The sequence below is a fragment of the Streptomyces sp. cmx-18-6 genome, assembly GCF_046548915.1.
In the GTDB taxonomy this organism is placed as follows: domain Bacteria; phylum Actinomycetota; class Actinomycetes; order Streptomycetales; family Streptomycetaceae; genus Streptomyces.
Genome location: NZ_JAEBEP010000007.1, coordinates 288,164 through 306,948, shown reverse-complemented (window position 1 = coordinate 306,948; position 18,785 = coordinate 288,164). Strand labels below are relative to the sequence as shown.

At 72.0% G+C, this 18,785-nt stretch carries 17 protein-coding genes; 10 read left to right on the top strand and 7 right to left on the bottom strand.

Translation table 11 applies throughout. The features are described 5' to 3' along the window. Positions 1–287 precede the first annotated feature (287 nt). Positions 288–1,061 (bottom strand): SigE family RNA polymerase sigma factor, encoded by a 774-nt coding sequence (locus tag ACLJPL_RS19060; protein ID WP_411082014.1) that lies wholly within the window; start codon positions 1,059–1,061, stop codon positions 288–290. 232 nt (positions 1,062–1,293) lie between these two features. Between ACLJPL_RS19060 and afsQ1 the strand changes: the two genes are divergently transcribed. The 5 genes from afsQ1 to ACLJPL_RS19035 all read left to right on the top strand — a co-directional run bounded on the left by afsQ1 (position 1,294) and on the right by ACLJPL_RS19035 (position 5,315). Next, positions 1,294–1,971: a two-component system response regulator AfsQ1 gene (gene afsQ1 / locus ACLJPL_RS19055; RefSeq protein WP_411082146.1), complete on the top strand. Its 678-nt coding sequence runs from the start codon at positions 1,294–1,296 to the stop codon at positions 1,969–1,971. Beyond that, the gene (locus tag ACLJPL_RS19050; RefSeq protein WP_411082013.1) at positions 1,968–3,542 is read left to right on the top strand and encodes an ATP-binding protein; all 1,575 of its coding nucleotides are present in this window, start codon (positions 1,968–1,970) and stop codon (positions 3,540–3,542) included. The genes afsQ1 and ACLJPL_RS19050 overlap by 4 nt, the downstream gene beginning before the upstream one ends. 164 nt (positions 3,543–3,706) lie before the next feature. Further along, the gene (locus ACLJPL_RS19045; protein WP_411082145.1) at positions 3,707–4,303 is read left to right on the top strand and encodes a hypothetical protein; all 597 of its coding nucleotides are present in this window, start codon (positions 3,707–3,709) and stop codon (positions 4,301–4,303) included. Positions 4,304–4,448: 145 nt separating this feature from the next. Next, positions 4,449–5,015, top strand: a complete 567-nt coding sequence (locus ACLJPL_RS19040) for a VanZ family protein (protein WP_411082144.1) — start codon at positions 4,449–4,451, stop codon at positions 5,013–5,015. Positions 5,016–5,108: 93 nt separating this feature from the next. After that, complete coding sequence (locus ACLJPL_RS19035; protein ID WP_411082012.1) at positions 5,109–5,315, top strand: PspC domain-containing protein; 207 nt, start codon at positions 5,109–5,111, stop codon at positions 5,313–5,315. A gap of 175 nt (positions 5,316–5,490) precedes the next feature. On the opposite strand, the gene ACLJPL_RS19030 is transcribed toward ACLJPL_RS19035, so the two are convergent. After that, complete coding sequence (locus tag ACLJPL_RS19030; protein WP_411082011.1) at positions 5,491–5,793, bottom strand: hypothetical protein; 303 nt, start codon at positions 5,791–5,793, stop codon at positions 5,491–5,493. Positions 5,794–5,927: 134 nt separating this feature from the next. Beyond that, entirely contained in the window at positions 5,928–7,082 is a 1,155-nt protein-coding gene (locus tag ACLJPL_RS19025; RefSeq protein ID WP_411082010.1) for an adenosine deaminase, read from the bottom strand. A 103-nt stretch (positions 7,083–7,185) separates the two neighbouring features. Between ACLJPL_RS19025 and ACLJPL_RS19020 the strand changes: the two genes are divergently transcribed. Further along, a complete protein-coding gene (locus tag ACLJPL_RS19020; protein ID WP_411082009.1) occupies positions 7,186–7,947 on the top strand; it encodes a dienelactone hydrolase family protein in 762 nt (253 codons plus the stop codon). A gap of 196 nt (positions 7,948–8,143) precedes the next feature. Here ACLJPL_RS19020 and ACLJPL_RS19015 read toward each other — a convergent pair whose 3' ends face one another. Together ACLJPL_RS19015 and ACLJPL_RS19010 are read right to left on the bottom strand one after the other, a co-directional pair. Further along, positions 8,144–8,887, bottom strand: a complete 744-nt coding sequence (locus tag ACLJPL_RS19015; RefSeq protein WP_411082008.1) for a hypothetical protein — start codon at positions 8,885–8,887, stop codon at positions 8,144–8,146. Between the two features lie 52 nt (positions 8,888–8,939). Beyond that, complete coding sequence (locus ACLJPL_RS19010; RefSeq protein WP_128846185.1) at positions 8,940–9,893, bottom strand: LysR family transcriptional regulator; 954 nt, start codon at positions 9,891–9,893, stop codon at positions 8,940–8,942. 62 nt (positions 9,894–9,955) lie between these two features. On the opposite strand from ACLJPL_RS19010, the gene ACLJPL_RS19005 reads away from it, so the two are divergent. From ACLJPL_RS19005 to ACLJPL_RS18995, 3 genes are all read left to right on the top strand, one after another. Further along, on the top strand, positions 9,956–11,266 hold the full coding sequence (locus ACLJPL_RS19005) for an MFS transporter (RefSeq protein ID WP_411082007.1): 1,311 nt from the start codon (positions 9,956–9,958) through the stop codon (positions 11,264–11,266). Between the two features lie 270 nt (positions 11,267–11,536). Beyond that, positions 11,537–12,253 (top strand): L,D-transpeptidase family protein, encoded by a 717-nt coding sequence (locus ACLJPL_RS19000; protein ID WP_411082006.1) that lies wholly within the window; start codon positions 11,537–11,539, stop codon positions 12,251–12,253. Positions 12,254–12,394: 141 nt separating this feature from the next. Continuing rightward, positions 12,395–13,441: a sigma-70 family RNA polymerase sigma factor gene (locus tag ACLJPL_RS18995; RefSeq protein ID WP_411082005.1), complete on the top strand. Its 1,047-nt coding sequence runs from the start codon at positions 12,395–12,397 to the stop codon at positions 13,439–13,441. Here the strand turns inward: ACLJPL_RS18995 and ACLJPL_RS18990 are convergent. After that, entirely contained in the window at positions 13,326–13,697 is a 372-nt protein-coding gene (locus ACLJPL_RS18990) for an STAS domain-containing protein (RefSeq protein WP_411082143.1), read from the bottom strand. The two genes, ACLJPL_RS18995 and ACLJPL_RS18990, sit on opposite strands and share 116 nt — an antisense overlap. A gap of 239 nt (positions 13,698–13,936) precedes the next feature. Here ACLJPL_RS18990 and ACLJPL_RS18985 point away from each other — a divergent pair, with 239 nt between their 5' ends. Continuing rightward, entirely contained in the window at positions 13,937–17,281 is a 3,345-nt protein-coding gene (locus ACLJPL_RS18985; RefSeq protein ID WP_411082004.1) for a S8 family peptidase, read from the top strand. A 176-nt stretch (positions 17,282–17,457) separates the two neighbouring features. Here ACLJPL_RS18985 and ACLJPL_RS18980 read toward each other — a convergent pair whose 3' ends face one another. Beyond that, positions 17,458–18,735 (bottom strand): thymidine phosphorylase, encoded by a 1,278-nt coding sequence (locus ACLJPL_RS18980; RefSeq protein WP_411082003.1) that lies wholly within the window; start codon positions 18,733–18,735, stop codon positions 17,458–17,460. Positions 18,736–18,785: the final 50 nt, after the last annotated feature.

Genomic DNA, 18,785 nt, shown 5'->3' with positions numbered 1-18,785 from the left:
CCCCGGGCCCTCTTGTCCTCAAGCGCCGGACGGGCTGATTTCGGGACTCAGCCCCGGGGGCTGATTTCGGGACTCAGCCCGGGCCCCGCTCCTCAAACGCCCCAGGGGCTGAAAGAGGGCGAAGGGGGCCCAGGGGCTGAAAGACAGACAGCGGGGCCGTACAGGACCCCCGGCCCGTACGACCCCGCTGTGTTTCCCCCGTGGCCCGCGCCTCCCCCGAAGCGATGGGCCATTCCCCCGTGTTCCCCCCGGGGTCCCCCTCGGTCCCCGTTTTCTCCCCCGTAGCCTCAGGCCACCAGCTCGCCGAAGGACTCCTGCTCGTCACGGCCGAAGCTGAGGACCTCGTCCTCACGCAGCCGGCGGAGGGACCGCCAGATGCTCGACTTCACCGTGCCGACACTGATGTCGAGGATCGACGCGATCTCCGGGTCGGTGCGGCCCTCGTAGTACCGCAGGACCAGCATCGTGCGCTGGAGTTCGGGCAGCCGCGCGAGCGCCTGCCAGAGCACCGCCCGCAGCTCCGTGCCGCGCATCGCGTCCGTGTCGCCCACCGTCTCCGGCAGCTCCTCGGTCGGGTATTCGTTCAGCTTGCGCCGGCGCCAGGCGCTGATGTGCAGGTTGGTCATGGTGCGGCGCAGATAGCCGCCGACCGCCGCCTTGTCACTGATCCGGTGCCAGGCCCGGTACGTCGAGAAAAGGGCGCTCTGGAGCAGGTCCTCGGCCTCGAAGCGGTCGCCGGTCAGGTGGTAGGCGGTCGCGTACAGGGAGGCCCGCCGCTCCTGGACGTAGGCCGTGAACGCCGCTTCGGCGTCCTCGGTCTCCGCCCGGGTGGTGCGGTCCCCCGTGACCTCCCCGTACGCGCTTCCCCCGTTGCCCCCCGTGGGCGCGTCGACCACCGTCATGAACGACTTGCGCACCTGCTCCGCAGCCGACTGGTGCTGACGCCCGGCGCCCCGGACACACCCCCGCTTGTTCAGGGCGCCGGACTTCTCCGTGCTCCGGCCGACGTCGTGGAGACGCGTCACAACTGCGCTTGAGCTGGTGCTGTGCAGTGCGTTCATCTCGCGCCCCCTATCGGTGGAGATCGGTGAAGATTGTTCGCGAGCGGTCCAGAGCCGTGGCGACCGGTCGAGTCCGTTCGTTTCCCGCTGACCAAGAGCTTGCCGGGGCAGTTTCATGGCGCTGTCCTCCGACTGTCACAGGGCTGTCACAGGGGCAGTTGTGCCCGTGCCCGGACAACGGGTCCGGACCACAGGTCGAACTGAAGCGCCACCATGGGCCAGAATGACGCTCGTGCCTTTCCTGTTGCTGATCGAGGACGACGACGCCATCCGCACGGCCCTCGAACTCTCGTTGTCACGCCAGGGCCACCGTGTGGCCACCGCGGCGACGGGAGAGGACGGCCTGGAGCTGCTGCGCGAGCAGCGCCCCGACCTGGTCGTGCTGGACGTCATGCTGCCCGGGATCGACGGTTTCGAGGTGTGCCGGCGCATCCGGCGCACCGACCAGCTGCCGATCATTCTGCTGACCGCGCGCAGCGACGACATCGACGTCGTGGTGGGACTGGAGTCCGGCGCGGACGACTATGTGGTCAAACCCGTCCAGGGCCGGGTGCTGGACGCCCGGATCCGGGCGGTGCTGCGCCGCGGGGAGCGCGAGTCGACCGACTCCGCGACCTTCGGCAGCGTGGTCATCGACCGTTCCGCCATGACCGTGACCAAGGGCGGTGAGGATCTGCAGCTCACGCCGACCGAGCTGCGGCTCCTGCTGGAGCTGAGCCGCCGGCCCGGCCAGGCCCTGTCCCGGCAGCAGTTGCTGCGCCTGGTGTGGGAGCACGACTACCTGGGCGACTCGCGGCTGGTGGACGCCTGTGTGCAGCGGCTGCGCGCCAAGGTGGAGGACGTGCCGTCCTCGCCGACCCTGATCCGCACGGTGCGGGGCGTGGGCTATCGGCTGGACACGCCTCAGTGACCGAAAGCGCCAAGCGGTCGATCCGGGCGGGGCTGCGCTGGACCAGTCTGCGGTTGCGGCTCGTCGTGGTGTTCGCGCTGGTGGCGCTGACCGCCGCGGTCTCCGCCTCGGGGATCGCGTACTGGCTCAACCGCGAGGCCGTGCTGACCCGTACGCAGGACACCGCGCTCGACGACTTCCGGCGGCAGATGCAGGACACGGCGGCGACGCTGCCGGTGCGGCCCACCAAGGACGACCTCCAGCGGGCCGCCGGGCAGATGGCGACCGGCGGCCCCGGTTACAGCGTCCTGCTGGAGGACGAGCGCGAGCGCGGCAAGCCGATCGTCGGGTACTCCGACCTGGACACCTTCACCCGGGCCGACGTACCGGACTCGTTGCAGAAGCAGGTGGCCCGCAAGCAGCCGCTGACCTCGAACAACGAGCACGAGTACCACCTCTTCTGGCAGCGTACGAGCATCGCGGGCACCCCGTACCTCGTCGCCGGCACCCGGATCATCGGCGGCGGCCCGACCGGGTACATGCTCAAGTCCCTCGACCAGGAACGGCAGGACCTCAACTCGCTGGCCTGGTCGCTGGGGATCGCCACCGCCCTCGCCCTGATCGGTTCGGCGCTGCTCGCGCAGGCCGCCGCGACGACGGTCCTGCGCCCGGTGCAACGGCTCGGCGACGCGGCCCGCAAGCTCGGCGAGGGCAAGCTCGACACCCGGCTCACCGTCTCCGGTACGGACGAACTCGCGGATCTCTCCCGTACGTTCAACCGGACCGCGAGCTCGCTGGAGAAGAAGGTCGCGGACATGAGCGCGCGGGAGGAGTCGAGCCGCCGGTTCGTCGCCGACATGTCGCACGAACTGCGCACCCCGCTGACCGCGATCACGGCGGTGGCCGAGGTGCTGGAGGACGAGGCGGACAGCCTCGATCCGATGATCGCGCCCGCCGTGCACCTCGTGGTGAGCGAGACCCGGCGGCTGAACGACCTGGTGGAGAACCTGATGGAGGTGACCCGCTTCGACGCGGGCACCGCGCGCCTGGTCCTGGACGACGTCGACGTGGCCGACCAGGTCACCGCGTGCATCGACGCGCGGGCCTGGCTGGACGCGGTGGACCTGGACGCGGAGCGCGGCATGATGGTCCGGCTCGACCCGCGCCGGCTCGACGTGATCCTGGCCAACCTGATCGGCAACGCCCTCAAGCACGGGGGTTCGCCGGTGGGGGTCAGGGTGCGGACCGAGGGCGAGGAGCTGGTCATCGAGGTACGGGACCACGGCCCGGGCATCCCCGAGGAGGTGCTGCCGCACGTGTTCGACCGGTTCTACAAGGCCAGTGCCTCCCGGCCGCGTTCGGAGGGCAGCGGGCTCGGCCTCTCCATCGCCGTGGAGAACGCGCACATCCACGGCGGCGACATCTCGGCCGCCAACTCCCCTGATGGCGGGGCCGTGTTCGTCCTGCGGCTGCCGCGCGACGCCTCGGAGCTGACCGGCGGCGGGGAGCAGGGCGACGGTCAGAACGGGCGGGACGCGCGGGCCGGGCAGGACTCCGGAGCCGTCGCCGACGAGGACGGTGGGGCCTCATGACCGGCCGCAGCCTTTCGACCCTCCGGGCCCTCTTGAACGGCCGGACCCTTTTCAGCGGCCGGACCCCTTCGAGCGGCGGGACCCTCTTGAGCGGCGGGACCCTCCTCAGCAGCGGCGGCGTGACCGGCCGGGGCTTCGCCGCCGCCCGCTTCGGGGGGCTTCGGCTGCGGCGCTCTGCCGCCGTGCTGGGCGCGGTGCTGGCCGCCGCCGCCCTGGCCTCGGGGTGCGGGATCCGGACGACGTCCGTGCCCGTGGACGCCGGGGGAGCCCCCTCCCGGGTGCCGTGCAAGCTGCCTTCGGCGGACGTCACCACCCGGTCCCCGGACAGCGTGGCCGCCGAGGTGTACCTCGTGTGCGCCTCGCAACTGGTCCCCGTGGACCGTCCGGTGCCGGTGGGCACGCCCGGCTCCGACCGGCTCGCGGTCGCCCGTGCGCTGCTGGACCAGGTCCGGCGGACACCGCCCGAGAGCGAGCGGCGGGCCGGGTTCTCCACGGCGGTCCCGGCGGGCCTGCGGGTCGCCCCGTCCCGCTCCGGCGACCCGGCGGGCGCGGTGCGGCTGAGCAGTCAGCCCGAGGACCTCTCCGCCGAGGCGCTGGCGCAGCTGGTGTGCACGTACGCGGAGAACGAGGCGCTCGCGACGAACGGCTCGGTGGTCCTGGGCGGCCCCGGGGAGTACCCGACGCGCGGCTACCTGTGCACCTCGCAGACGAAGGCCCGGCCGCAGGACGTGACGACGCCGGGCGCGGTGGGGCTGGGCTGAGGGCGGGACCGGGGCGCGGAGGCTGAAAGCCCCGGGAGGCTGAGGGCCGGGAGCTGAGGCCGGGGGGGCTGAGGGCCGGGGGCTGAGGGCCGGGAGCTTGCGAAGTCACGGAACCGATCCTGCCGATCGGGGCGTCTTGGTGGGCGTGCGTCAAGGTTCGGACGGTCAGACCGTCATCCACTTCCGCGCGGCGGGGGTCACCCTCCTCCTCGCGCATCTCCTGCTCGTCGGGTGGCTGACGCTGCGCCCGCTGGACGTGCCCTGGATCGCGGCCGCGAATTTCGAGCCGCTCGCCGGGATCAGAGCCGACCTCGCGCTGGGACCGGTCGAGGCCACGCGCCGGATCGGCGGGGCGCTGCTCCTGCTGGCCCCCCTCGGCGTGCTGCTGCCGATGGCCGGGGGCCGGATCTTCGTCTCGCCGTGGGTCTCGCTGCTGCGGACCGTCACGGCCGGGGCGCTGATCTCGCTCGCCATCGAGCTGGGCCAGACCGGGGTGCCGGGCCAGGTGGTCGACGTCGATTCGGTGCTGCTGAACACCACGGGCGTGACGCTCGCCCATCTGCTGGTGGTCCCGGTGTGCCGGGCGCGGCTGCGCCGGCGGGGACTGCCGGGGGTGCGGGACCTCCCCCAGTACCGGCAGGAGACCCGTCTGCGGGAGGAGGCCCCTGGGGGCTCGACCCCGACGATTACCAGGGTCGGCATCGCCCCGTAGAGCGATGCTTTGTACCCCTTCGCGGCGGCACTATGGATACATCGGGAGCGGAACTCTCCGCCCCCACCGCAACGGTTCGCGAAGGAGTCCACCATGGCCGCACTTGTCCGCCCCACCGAGGGACGCATGATCGGCGGTGTGTGCGCGGGGCTGGCACGGCGCTTCGGCACATCGGCCGGCACCATGCGCGTGATCTTCGTCGTCTCCTGCCTGCTGCCCGGCCCGCAGTTCCTGCTCTACCTGGCCCTGTGGGCGCTGCTGCCCTCCGAGAAGTCGGCCTCGTCCGCCTCGGCCTGGTGACGTACGCGCCACGGGGAGAGAGCGCGCGGGACGCGCAGTGGGGCGCACACCCTGGATCAGGGTGTGCGCCCCACTGGCATGTACGGGTGCGCGCCGCCGGGCGACCTGTCGTCGCGGCGCGGCACGGCGATACGCCGTGGTGGCGCGTCCGGCGGCGGCGCGTCGTCGCGGTGGGTCAGCCGCCCAGCGGGATGCCGTTGGCGGTGAGGCCCTGCGTCGGCAGTCCGCCGAGCAGGCCGGTGACCGGAGCGGCGGCGTCGGTGGCGTCGCCGCCGAGAAGCTTGCTGACGGTCTCCTGGACCGGCGCGGACTGGGCCGACTTGGCGACGGTGTCCACGGCCATGGTGGAGACGGGGAGCAGGCTCGCCGCGGAGTCCAGCGGCAGGGACGGAGCGGCGGACGCGCTGCCGGCGGCGGCAGCGGCGAAAGCGGCGCCGAGAGCGGCGACGCCGAGAGTCTTGGCAGCAGACTTCTTCATGAAGAATTCATCCTTGGGGAAGGGGATGTGAGCGGCTCTGCACGGTAGTCATTCCGCCGCCCCGACCGCAAACATCCCGACACGCGGAAAATGGCCGGCATTTCCCCGCCCGGCCATCTTCCGCGCCCCGATCATCAGCCCGCAGTGGAAGCAGAACCGCTGGTCACAGCGGTCTGGCGGAAAAGCCACTCCGACCTGAGCTCGGCATAACCGGGCTTGACGACGTCGTTGATCATCGCAAGACGTTCGTCGAAAGGAATGAATGCTGATTTCATCGCATTGACGGTGAACCACTGCATGTCGTCGAGCGTGTATCCGAATGCCTCGGTCAGCAGCTCGAATTCCCGGCTCATGCTCGTCCCGCTCATCAGCCGGTTGTCCGTGTTCACGGTGACGCGGAAATGCAGCTTGCGCAGCAGCCCGATCGGGTGCCCCGCGTACGAGTCGGCGGCGCCGGTCTGGAGGTTGGAGGTGGGGCACATCTCCAGCGGGATGCGCTTGTCGCGTACGTACGAGGCGAGGCGGCCGAGCGCGACCGAGCCGTCGTCGGCGACCTCGATGTCGTCGATGATCCGCACGCCGTGGCCGAGCCGGTCGGCGCCGCACCACTGGAGGGCCTGCCAGATCGACGGCAGGCCGAACGCCTCGCCCGCGTGGATCGTGAAGTGGTTGTTCTCCCGCTTGAGGTACTCGAACGCGTCGAGGTGGCGGGTGGGAGGGAAGCCGGCCTCGGCGCCCGCGATGTCGAACCCGACGACGCCCTGGTCGCGGTAGGTGTTGGCGAGCTCGGCGATCTCCAGCGCGCGGGCGGCGTGCCGCATCGCGGTGAGCAGCGCCCCGACCCGGATGCGGTGGCCGTTGGCCCGGGCGATGCGCTCGCCCTCGCGGAAGCCCTCGTTGACCGCCTCGACGACCTCTTCGAGGGTCAGGCCGCCCTCCAGGTGCTGCTCGGGGGCGTACCGGATCTCGGCGTAGACGACGCCGTCCTCGGCGAGGTCCTCGGCGCACTCGGCGGCCACCCGGAAGAGCGCGTCGCGGCTCTGCATGACGGCGCAGGTGTGGGCGAAGGTCTCCAGATAGCGCTCCAGCGAACCGGAGTCGGCGGCCTCGCGGAACCAGATGCCGAGCTTGTCGGCCTCGGTCTCGGGGAGGGAGTCGTAACCCTGCGCGCGGGCCAGCTCGATGATCGTGCCCGGTCGCAGGCCGCCGTCGAGGTGGTCGTGCAGCAGCACCTTGGGGGCGCGCCGGATCTGGTCGGAATCAGGGACATTCGGGGTCTGGCTCGTCATCCGGCAACTCTAGCGCCTACGCGCGTAGAGCGCCCGCTGCCGATGCGTAACAGTGACCGGAAAGTCGGGTGGAGTACACCTGCTCTTCTGAGACTGTTCTGTCATGGCACAGCGCGCACTCCCCCTGCCTGCTGCGAGGCTGGGACGGGCCGTCCAGACGGCCGGAGCACCACATGAGGTCAGCGGCGTGGTCCTGCTGCTCCCGGACGGCGAGGCCGATTCGCGCCGCCGTCCCTCCACCCTGTCGTACGCGACCCAGCTGCCGTTCGCCCGCGCCCTGGCGCGCGCCGGGGAGGGGGACGGGCTGGCGGTGCACGTCCTGCGCTACCGCTGGCGCGGCTGGAACGACGCCGACGCGCATCCGGCCGAGGACGCCGCGTGGGCCGCCGACGAAGTGCAGAGGCGGTACGGGGACGTGCCCGTCTGCCTGGTCGGGCACGGGATGGGCGGCCGGGCGGCGCTGCGGGCCGCCGGGCACGGGGCGGTCACCTCGGTGCTGGCGATGGCCCCCTGGCTGCCCGAGCGCGCCGCCGCCGAACCGGAACCGGTGAAGCAGCTCGTGGGGCGGCGGGTGCTGATCGTGCACGGCACCAACGACGAGCGCACCGACCCGGAGCTGTCGTACCGGCTGGCCGAGCGGGCGAAGAAGTCCAACCGGGACACCTGCCGCTTCGAGGTCCACTCGGACGGGCACGCGCTGCGCGAGCACCGCTCCGAAGTGGTGGCGCTGGCAGCCGACTTCGTCCGCGGCTCGCTCTTCGCCCGGTCGTACGCCCGCCCGGTCAAGGACGCCCTGGCGGCGCCACCGCCGCTCGGGCTGCGGATGCCGCTGGCCGCCGGGTTCGGGCGGTCGCTGCGGCACTGAGGGGGGTACGGGGGTCTCGTACGCGAACGTCTCGTGCGGGGATGTCTCGTGCGGGAACGCCGTACGCGGACGTCTCGCACGGGAACGTCGTACCGCGGACGTCTCGCACGGGAACGCCGTACCGGGGGTGTCGCGTACGGGGTGTCTCGTACGGGGTGTCTCGTACGGGAACGTCGTACGGGGCGGAGCCCGTACATCAGGCCGTACGTCCGCCTCCCAGTCGGCGGACCAGCAGCGCCGAGGCCGTCCACGCCACCGCGCATCCGGCGGCGGTGACCAGCAGGACGAGCCAGATGTTCTCCGTGGCGACGGCGGCGGTGGCGGCGACGCCGACCGCCGCCAGGGTCGCCGCCACCGGCACGAGGACCTGCGACGCGCGGGCGGCCGGGGCGCGGACGGCGCGGCGGCGGTGCAGCCATCCCGCTCCGCGCAGGAAGACGGCCCCGACGATCAGCAGCGCGAGGCCGATGGCCAGTTGGGCGGTGGAGGCGCGGCCCGGCTTCTCGGTCGTGTCCTGGCGCAGCTCGCCCAGGCCCATCGCCCACGTCAGATCGCGCCAGGTGAACACGGTGACCCGGCTCCCGGGCGCGAGCTTCTCCCACACCGGGCCGTCGCCCCGCATCCGTACCCGGAACGCCGGTTCCTCGGGGCTGAGGTCGACGGTGACCCAGTGGGTGACGGCCTTGTTCTTCCGCCCGGTCTCCGTCGAGACCACGGTGGCCGGCCACGCGGAGAGGCAGTCGCCGTTCTCGGCCACGGAGCCCCCGATCTCCTCGCACGACCGCGCGGCCCGGAAGTCGCGGGCCTCGGAGAGGGACCCGGGCAGCAGTGCGAACAGGACGGCGGCGGCGAGCACCATCACCGAGCCGACCACGGCGGCGAGGGTGACGCCCATCAGGCTGGAGCGTTCGGGCGGCACCGAGGGGGAAACAGGATTCACCGGGCCATTCTCCCCTCCCGTTCGAACAGGGGGGCGACAGGGTCACCCCGCCTCAGTCCGGCAGCAGGTTCCCCCGCCGTGAGAGCAGGAACCGTTTGAAGGCGGCGACCGGCGGGGTGTCGGGGTGGCCGTCCAGCCAAGCGACCCCGATCTCGCGGACCGCGCGCGGAGCCGTCACCGTCAGCTCGACCACGCCGGGGCGGGCGACCGCGGGCGGTGGGAGCAGGGCCACCCCGAGCCCGGCCGCGACCAGGCCGCGCAGGGTCTCGGCCTCCTCGCCCTCGAAGGCGACGCGCGGGGTGAAGCCCGCCTCCGTGCAGAGGTCGTCGGTGATGCGGCGGAGCCCGTAACCGGGTTCGAGGGTCACGAACGTCTCGTCGGCGGCCTCCGCGAGACGGATGCGGCGGCGGGAGGCGAGGCGGTGGTCGTCGGGGACCACCAGGCGCAGGCGCTGTTCGTCGAGGCGGCGGGTGACCAGGTCGGGGGCGTCGGGCACGGGTGAGGTGAGGCAGAGGTCGAGGCCGCCCGCGCGCAGGCGTTCGATCATGGCCTCGCCGTAGTTCTGGACGAGCTGGAAGCGGACCTTGGGGTGGTCGGCCCGGAAGCCGCGGATCAGGGCGGGTACGGTCTCCGAGCCCATGGTGTGCAGGAAGCCGAAGGAGACCCGGCCCGCCGTGGGGTCGGCGTCCGCCCGGACCGAGTCGGCGGCCTTCTCCACCTCGGCCAGGGCCCGTTCGGCCGAGCCGAGGAAGGTGCGGCCGGCCGGGGTGAGCGAGACGGTGCGGCCCTTGCGGGCGAACAGGGCGACGCCCAGGTCCGCTTCGAGCCGGACCATGGCCCGCGAGAGCGTGGACTGCGGGACGCCGAGCTCGTGTGCGGCGCGGGTCACATGCTCGTGCCGGGCGACGGCCTCGAAGTACGCGAGGCGGGGCGCGAGGACGGCCCGGATGTCTTCTTCGTAACTGCTCGGTGACAGCCGAGGCTGTGAGCTGCGTTGATGCGCCATGGGATCGATTATGGCGGTTTCGTGCATTGGACGCATGAAACGTCGCGCTCTACGTTCGCTGTATGCCTCCCGCCGATACCGGGGCATCCACCGTCGTCGTGGATGCCTCTGCCCCGTCGTCCCCCGTCATCACCTCCCGCGCCGCCGCTGCCGACGCCCATGAGCGTCTGGAGCCCGGCCGCCCCGGCTACCGCCGGATGAGCTTCGCGCTCTTCGCCGCCGGTGTCGCGGCCTTCGCCCTCCTCTACTCCACCCAGGCCCTGCTGCCCGCGATCTCCGCCGCGTACGGAGCGAGTGCCGGGCAGGCGAGCTGGACGGTCTCGGCGGCGACCGGCGCGCTGGCGCTGTGCGTGCTGCCGCTGAGCGCGCTCTCGGAGCGGTTCGGGCGGCGGCAGATGATGACGGCCTCGCTGGCGGTCGCGGTCCTGGTCGGGATGCTGGTGCCCCTCGCCCCCTCGATCGGCTGGCTGATCGCGCTGCGGGCGATCCAGGGCGCGGCGCTCGCCGGGCTTCCGGCCTCCGCGATGGCGTATCTCGCGGAGGAGGTGCGGCCCAAGGCGCTGATCGCCGCGATCGGGCTGTTCGTCGCGGGCAACAGCATCGGCGGCATGAGCGGCCGCATCCTCACCGGCTGGGTCGCCCAGCTGTGGGGCTGGCGCGCCGCGCTCGCGGCGGTCGGACTGCTGGCCGTGGCGTGCGCCGTCGCCTTCCACTTCCTGATCCCCAAGGCCCGTAATTTCCGGCCCGGTTCGCTGAACCCGAAGGCGCTCGCGAGGACCGTCGCCACGCACCTGGGCAACCCGCTGCTGGTGCGGCTGTACGCGATCGGCGCGCTGTTCATGACGGTCTTCGGCGCGGTCTACACGGTGATCGGCTACCGGCTGGTCGAGGAGCCGTTCTCGCTGCCGCAGGGCGTCATCGGCTCGATCTTCCTGGTCTACCTGGTCGGTACGGTCTCCTCCGCCGCGGCCGGACGTCTGGTGGCCCGCCTCGGCCGCCGGGGCGCGCTCTATCTGGCGGTCTCCACGACGGCCGCCGGGCTGCTGCTCTCGCTGGGCGACCGGCTGGCTTCCGTGCTGCTGGGCCTGGTGCTGATCACGGCCGGTTTCTTCGCCGGGCACGCGGTGGCCTCGTCGTCGGTGAGCCGGACCGCGACGACGGGCCGGGCACAGGCGTCGGCGCTGTACCAGTCGGCGTACTACCTGGGCTCCAGCGCGGGCGGCACGCTGGGCGCGGTCGCCTTCCACACGGGCGGCTGGGCGGCGACGGTGGTACTGGGGCTGCTCGCGGTCCTGGGCGTCGTCTCCATCACGCTGTACGGGACCCGGGTGGCGCGGGCCGAGCGGCGGGCGCTGGTGCCGGCGACGCGGTAGGGACGGCGCGGGTGGGCACCCCTGGCAGGCACCCCGGCAGGGACAGCCCGCCGGGTGGGCACCTCCGGCAGGGACGGCCCGGCAGGCACCCTGGCAGGGGGCAGCCCGGCAGGCACCCCCGGCAGGACGGCCCGGCGAAACGGAGGCCGTAATTCCGGCTAGACCGGACCGCGACGTAACCGAGACCTGCCCCGCGCAACCACCCCTCCCCTTCGAGCGTCTACCAGGCGTAACCACAAAACCACTGTGGGCGAAGGGGAGTTGGCGCACATGGGAGTGACGGCGAAAATATCCGGAGGACGGCTGCGACGCGGGGCGGCGCTCTCCGTGGCGGGACTGGTGGCGGCGCCCGCCCTGGTCCTGGGCACCGGGACCGCGGCCCAGGCGGCGTCCTGCACCACCTCCACCGGACCGCACCAGAAGCAGGTCGAGAAGTTCCTCAAGCGGCCTGTGGACGGCAAGCAGTCGGCGGCCGACTGCAAGGCGATCCAGAAGTTCCAGAAGGCCCACGGCATCACCCCCACCATCGGGTACGCCGGGCCGCTGACCTGGCGCACGATGAACACGATGCTCGCCCAGAAGGCGGCCGGGAAGAACCCGAACAAGGCCGGCAAGTGTCCGACGAACAAGGGCCGCATCGCCTGCGTGGACCTGACCCGGCAGCTGAGCTGGATCCAGGACGGCAAGAAGCTCACCTACGGCCCGGTGCCGGTGCGGACCGGGCGGGACGGCGCGGAGACCCGGACCGGCGCGAAGAAGATCTACTGGCGCAGCATCAAGCACTGGTCGACGATCTACAAGGTGTGGATGCCGCACGCGCAGTTCTTCGACGGCGGCCAGGCGTTCCACTCGGTCACCAAGTCCATGTACAACCCGCCGGGCTCCGGCGGCTGCGTCAACATGCGCCCCGCCGACGCGAAGGCATACTGGAAACTGCTGAAGAACGGCGACGACGTGTACGTCTACGGGCGCAAGCCCGGGACCTGATCCGGCCCGGACGGCGAGCCCCTCGGCCTCTTGCCCGCCCTCGTTGTCAGTGCCCTGCGGTAGCTTCCGACGTACCGGGTGAAGCTACCGGCGTACGGGGTGACGGATGCCGCGGCGCGGCTGCGCGACAGGGGTGGAACGATGAGCGACCTGACCACGACGGCGACCGGCGGTGGGGCCGCTGACGCCCCGGGCGGTGGCGAAGCCGGGGCCGCCGACGTCGACGCGCGCCTCGAAAGTCACCGGACCGAGCTGACCGGGTACTGCTACCGGATGCTCGGTTCGGCGTTCGAGGCCGAGGACGCGGTGCAGGACACCCTGGTGCGGGCCTGGCGCAACTTCGACAGGTTCGAGGGCCGCTCCTCCCTGCGCTCCTGGCTCTACCGGATCGCCACCAACGTCTGTCTGGACATGCTGAGCGCGGGCAGCAAGCGGGCCCGGCCGGTCGATCTGACCGGCCCGACCCCGCTCGCCCGGGCCGCCCTCACCCCCCGGCCGGAGAACGTCTGGCTGGAGCCCATGCCGGACGGCCGGATCCTGCCCACGGTCCAGGACCCGGCGGAGGCGGCCGTGGCGCGGGAGTCAGTGCGCCTGGCGTTCGTCGCCGCCCTCCAGCACCTGCCGCCCAAGCAGCGTGCCGTGCTGATCCTGCGCGAGGTGCTCGCCTGGAAGGCCGCCGAGGTCGCCGAACTGCTGGAGACCACGGTCGCCTCGGTGAACAGCGCCCTCCAGCGGGCCCGCGCCACCCTCACCGAGACCGAGGGCCGGATCCCGGACGCGGCGGACCCGCTCGACGAGGAGCAGCAGAAGCTCCTGGAGCGCTATGTGCGGGCGTTCGAGGGGTACGACATGACCGCGCTCACCGCACTGCTCCATGAGGACGCGGTGATGACGATGCCGCCGTTCGACCTGTGGTTGCAGGGCACTTCGGACATCACGGGCTTCATGACCACCCTCGGCGCGGCGTGCGCGGGCTCCCGGCTGCTGCCCGTGTCGGTCAACGGCTCCCCGGGCTTCGCGCACTACAAGCCCGATCCGGCGGGGTCCGGGTTCGTGCCGTGGGCGGTGCAGGTCATCGACGTCCGGGACGGGGCGATCTCGGGAATGCACTGCTTCCTGGACGTGGAGCGCTGGTTCCCGCTGTTCGGCCTGCCCGACCGGCTTCCGGCGGCGTCGGCCGGGGGCTGACCGGGGCCTTCGGGGCGACCGCGTCCGTCAGCCCCACCAGGTCCAGCAGCGCCCGGAGTTCGGGCGTCACCCGGCGCAGCCGCAGACGTCGCCCGGCCCGCCGGGCGACGAGCGCCAGCCGGGCCAGCGCCTCGACCAGGAGCAGGTCGGCACGGTCCACGCCTCCCACATCGCACTCCACCGAAGCGGACTGTCCCGGCGTGGCGGCCGGGGCGTCCGCGAGGCGGCGTTCCAGTTCGGCGCCAAGGCCCGGCACGGTGTCACGAGTGACGCGTCCGGCGACGACGAGGACGATCGGATCGGTGGCTTCCACACTCTGGGGGACCGGCGCGGCGACCGAAACTCATCGCCGCCGGGGCCCGGCTCTCCGCAAAGAGAGCCAACTCACAGTTTCCACACATCCCTTGCGAACCTCTTCACCATTTTTCCCCTCTAGGTTGAGTGAACGGTTCAGAGGAACCGCCTCATTCTCCAGGGGGAGAGTTGCACAGACACGTGAACAGGGTGGGAGTCCCGGCCGTCGCCGCGGCCGCTGCCGTCGCTCTCGCGGCGGGCATGACCGCGCCCGCCGTCGCCCAGCCGGTCCCGGCCAAGGCTGAGCGCCCGGCGGCCGCCGGCCTCTCGGGCAAGGCGTCGCACCAGCTGACACTCATCACCGGCGACCGGGTGTCGGTCGACGCCGAGGGCCGGGTCGTGGGCTTCCGGGCCGCGAAGGGCCGCGCCGACATCCCGGTGCGCAAGCAGATACGCGGCGGACGCACGCTCGTCATACCCGCCGACGCCCAGCGGCTCATCGCCTCGGGCAAGCTGGACCGGCGGCTGTTCGACATCACCGAGCTGAACCGGCCGGAGAACCGCCGGTCCCAGCAGCAGGACCTGCGGCTCATCGTCAGCTACCGGGGCGCGCAGAGCGCCCTGGCGAAGGCTGAGGTCAGGGACGCGGGCGGCACCCGGATCGGCCGGAGCCTGACGTCGCTGAACGCGCAGTCGGTCGCCACGCCGAAGGCGGACGCCCCCGAGCTGTGGGAGGCGCTCACCAGCGAGCAGGCGGGCGACCCGCAGCGCACCACGGCGGCGGGCGTCGACCGGGTCTGGCTGGACGGCAAGCGCAAGGCCAGCCTGGACCGCAGCGTCGCCCAGATCGGGACGCAGGCCGCCTGGAACGCCGGGTACACCGGCAAGGGCGTCAAGATCGCGGTCCTGGACACCGGTGTGGACGCGACCCACGCGGACCTCAAGGGCAAGGTCGTCGCGGCGAAGAACTTCACCAAGTCGCCCGACCTCAAGGACCGCATCGGCCACGGCACCCACGTCGCCTCGATCGCGGCGGGCACGGGCGCCAGGTCGGGCGGGAAGTTCAAGGGCGTCGCCCCGGACGCCACGCTGCTGGCGGGCAAGGTCCTCGGCGACGACGGGTTCGGCGACGACTCCGGCATCCTGGCCGGGATGGAGTGGGCGGTCGCCCAGGGCGCCGACATCGTCAACCTGAGCCTCGGCGGCCTGGACACCCCCGAGGTGGACGCGCTGGAGGCCGGGGTCAACAAGCTCTCGGCCGGCAAGGGCGTCCTGTTCGCCATCGCTGCGGGCAACGAGGGCGACGAGGCGGGCACGGTCGGCTCCCCGGGCAGCGCGGACGCCGCGCTGACGGTCGGAGCGGTCGACGTCAAGGACAAGCTGGCGGACTTCTCCAGCCGTGGCCCGCGCGTGGGCGACGGCGGGGTCAAGCCCGACGTCACCGCCCCCGGCGTGGACATCACGGCGGCCTCCGCCCCCGGTTCGGAGATCGCGAAGGAGGTCGGCGAGAAGCCGGCCGGATACACGACCATCTCCGGTACGTCGATGGCCACCCCGCACGTCGCGGGCGCCGCCGCCCTGCTCAAGCAGCAGCACCCCGAGTGGACGTACACGCAGCTCAAGAGCGTGCTGGCGGCCTCGGCGAAGCCGGGCCCGTACAACCCGTTCCAGCAGGGCGTGGGCCGGATCTCGGTGGACCGGGCGCTCGCCCAGACCGTCGTGGGCGAGCAGGTCTCGGTGAACTTCGGTGTGCGGCAGTGGCCGCACACCAACAGCACCCCGGTCGCCAAGGCGGTCACCTACCGCAACCTCGGCACCGAGGACGTCACCCTCGACCTGACGGTCGAAGGCGGGACCGGCCCCAAGGGCAAGCCCGTCCCGGCCGGCTTCTTCACCCTCGGCGCGCAGCAGGTCACCGTCCCCGCGGGCGGCACCGCCGCTGTGCAGCTGACGGCCGACACCCGGCTCGGCGGCACGGTGACCGGCGCGTACGCCGCGTACGTCGTGGCCACCGGCGGCGGCCAGAGCGTGCGCACCTCCGTCGCGGTGGAGCGCGAGCGCGAGACGTACGACGTCACCCTGAAGGCCATCGGCCGCACCGGAAAGGTTCCGGCCACCGTGGACTTCACGCTGGACGACCTGGTCGGCGCGGCGGACTACACCGGATTCACCGCCAAGTTCACCAACGGCGTGGCGAAGGTCCGGGTGCCCAAGGGCACGTACGCGCTGGACAGCGCCATCGTCTCGGCGCCCAAGTCCAAGGAGATCGACTGGCTCGCCCAGCCGAAGCTGGCCGTCACGAAGAACACGACGGTCACGCTGGACGCCCGCAAGACCAAGCCGGTCACCATCACCCTGCCGGAGAAGGGCGCCAAGCTCCGGGCCCTTCAGAGCGACTACACGGTCACGACCAAGCAGACCCTCGTCGAGTACGGCTGGGCGGTCACCGGGGCGTACACGCTGCGCACCGCCCACATCGGGCCGAAGATCACCGATGGCTCGGTCCGCCAGTACTGGGCCGGCCGCTGGGACAAGGGGGCGTCGAGCGAGTACAACATCGCGACCGGCGGCCCCGTCCAGCAGCTCGCCACGGGCTACAGCCGTAAGTACACGGCCGGTCAGTTCGCCACGCTGAAGGTGGGCCTGGGCGTCGGCGCGGTCAAGAACAAGGTCGGACTGCTCCTGGCCTGGCCCGAGCTGCCGGGCGGGCACACGCTGCACGGCGAACCCACCGCGCAGAAGCTGCCCGGTACGCGTACGGTCAAGGTCTCCACCACCGACAAGGTGCGCTGGGGTCTGGAGTTCGCCCAGAGCAGCGGCAAGGACTCCAAGGGCTTCTGGAAGTTCGAAGCCGGCTACACCATCGGCGGCCCCACGGCGTACAAGGGCGGCTCCCAGCACACCAAGGCCGTGAACACGGGCGTCTTCGGCCCGCGGCTGGCCGCCCGCGACGGCGTCTACCGCGAGGGCAACGAGATCTACCCCGTCATCCCGGTGCTGGCGGACGGCAAGGGCAACGAGGGCTCGATCCTCTCCTCGGCCACGACCGTGCTCTACCGCAACGGGAAGAAGTACGCCCAGACCAAGACCGGTCTTGACGGCTACGACGGCTTCGTCGTCCCGGCCGGCAGCGCCGACTACCGGCTCACCTCGTCGGTGAAGCACAGCGCGAAGATCGGCGCCCTCTCCACCCGGGTGGACGTCAGCTTCTCGTTCCGCTCCAAGAAGGCGACGAGCGCCAAGCTCCCGGCGTCCACCGCCCGCTTCACGCCCGCGCTCTCCATCGACGGCAGGGCGAAGGCCGGCAAGACCCTCTCCGTGCCGGTGAAGGTGCAGGGTTCGGCCGCCGGGAAGAACCTGAAGTCGCTGACGACGTACGTCAGTTACAACAACGGCAAGACCTGGAAGAAGGTCGCCGTGAAGAAGGGCAAGATCTCGGTGAAGAACCCGGCGAAGGGCAAGGGCATCGCCTTCTCCGCCAACATCACCGACAAGCAGGGCAACAAGTCCTCGGTGAAGATCTACAACGCGTACCTGGGCAAGTGACCCCGGTTCGCGGGTAGTCCACGTCGACTGCGCGCAACGGCGGCCCGCCGCACGGAACTTGTTCCGTGCGGCGGGCCGCTCGCTTGTCCCCGTGGGGCGGGCCGCCTGTCCGCGCATGCCGAACGGGACCGGCGGCAGTCCACCGGTCCCGTTCGCCCGTACGAGGAAAGCGCAGGTCAGGCGATACGTTCCCGCACCACCGGGAGCGGCGCGAACGACGTGCCGGCCGGGGCGATGTCGTACGCCTCCGGGAGCGCCTTCAGGGCGTAGTCGAACTTCTCGGGGGTGTCCGTGTGCAGCGTCATCAGGGGCTGGCCCTCGGTGACGGTGTCGCCGGGCTTGGCGTGCAGCTCGACGCCCGCGCCCGCCTGCACCGGGTCCTCCTTGCGGGCCCGGCCCGCGCCCAGGCGCCAGGCGGCGACGCCGACGTCGTACGCGTCCAGGCGGGTCAGGACGCCGGAGGAGCGCGCGGTCACCACGTGCCGCTCGCGGGCGGTCGGGAGCGTGGCGTCCGGGTCGCCGCCCTGGGCGGAGATCATCCGGCGCCAGACGTCCATGGCGGAGCCGTCGGCGAGGGCCTTCTCCGGGTCGGCGTCCTTGAGTCCGGCGGCGTCCAGCATCTCGCGGGCGAGGGCGAGGGTCAGGTCGATGACGTCCTGGGGGCCGCCGCCGGCGAGGACCTCGACCGACTCCCGTACCTCCAGCGCGTTGCCCGCGGTGAGGCCGAGCGGGGTCGACATGTCGGTGAGCAGCGCGACCGTGCGCACTCCGCTGTCGGTGCCGAGCGCGACCATGGTGGAGGCCAGTTCACGGGCGTCCTCGATGGTCTTCATGAACGCGCCGGAGCCGACCTTGACGTCCAGGACGAGCGCCCCGGTGCCCTCGGCGATCTTCTTCGACATGATCGAGCTGGCGATCAGCGGGATGGCCTCGACGGTGCCGGTGACATCGCGCAGCGCGTACAGCTTCTTGTCGGCGGGGGCGAGTCCGTCGCCGGCGGCGCAGATGACCGCGCCGGTGGTGTCGAGGACGTTGAGCATCTCCTGGTTGGAGATGTGGGCCCGCCAGCCGGGGATGGACTCCAGCTTGTCCAGGGTGCCGCCGGTGTGGCCGAGGCCCCGGCCGCTGAGCTGGGGCACGGCCGCGCCGCACGCGGCGACCAGCGGGGCGAGCGGCAGGGTGATCTTGTCGCCGACGCCGCCGGTGGAGTGCTTGTCGGTGGTGGGGCGGGAGAGCGCGGCGAAGTCCATCCGCTCGCCCGAGGCGATCATCGCGGCGGTCCAGCGGGCGATCTCGGTGCGGTTCATGCCGTTGAGCAGGATCGCCATGGCGAGGGCGGACATCTGCTCGTCGGCGACCTCGCCGCGGGTGTACGCGTCGATGACCCAGTCGATCTGCTCGGGGGTCAGCTCGCCTCGGTCCCGCTTGGTGCGGATGACGGAGATGGCGTCCATGGGAGTCCTTCCGGCCGGTGCGTACGCAAGAGTTCGATGGCGACTCTACG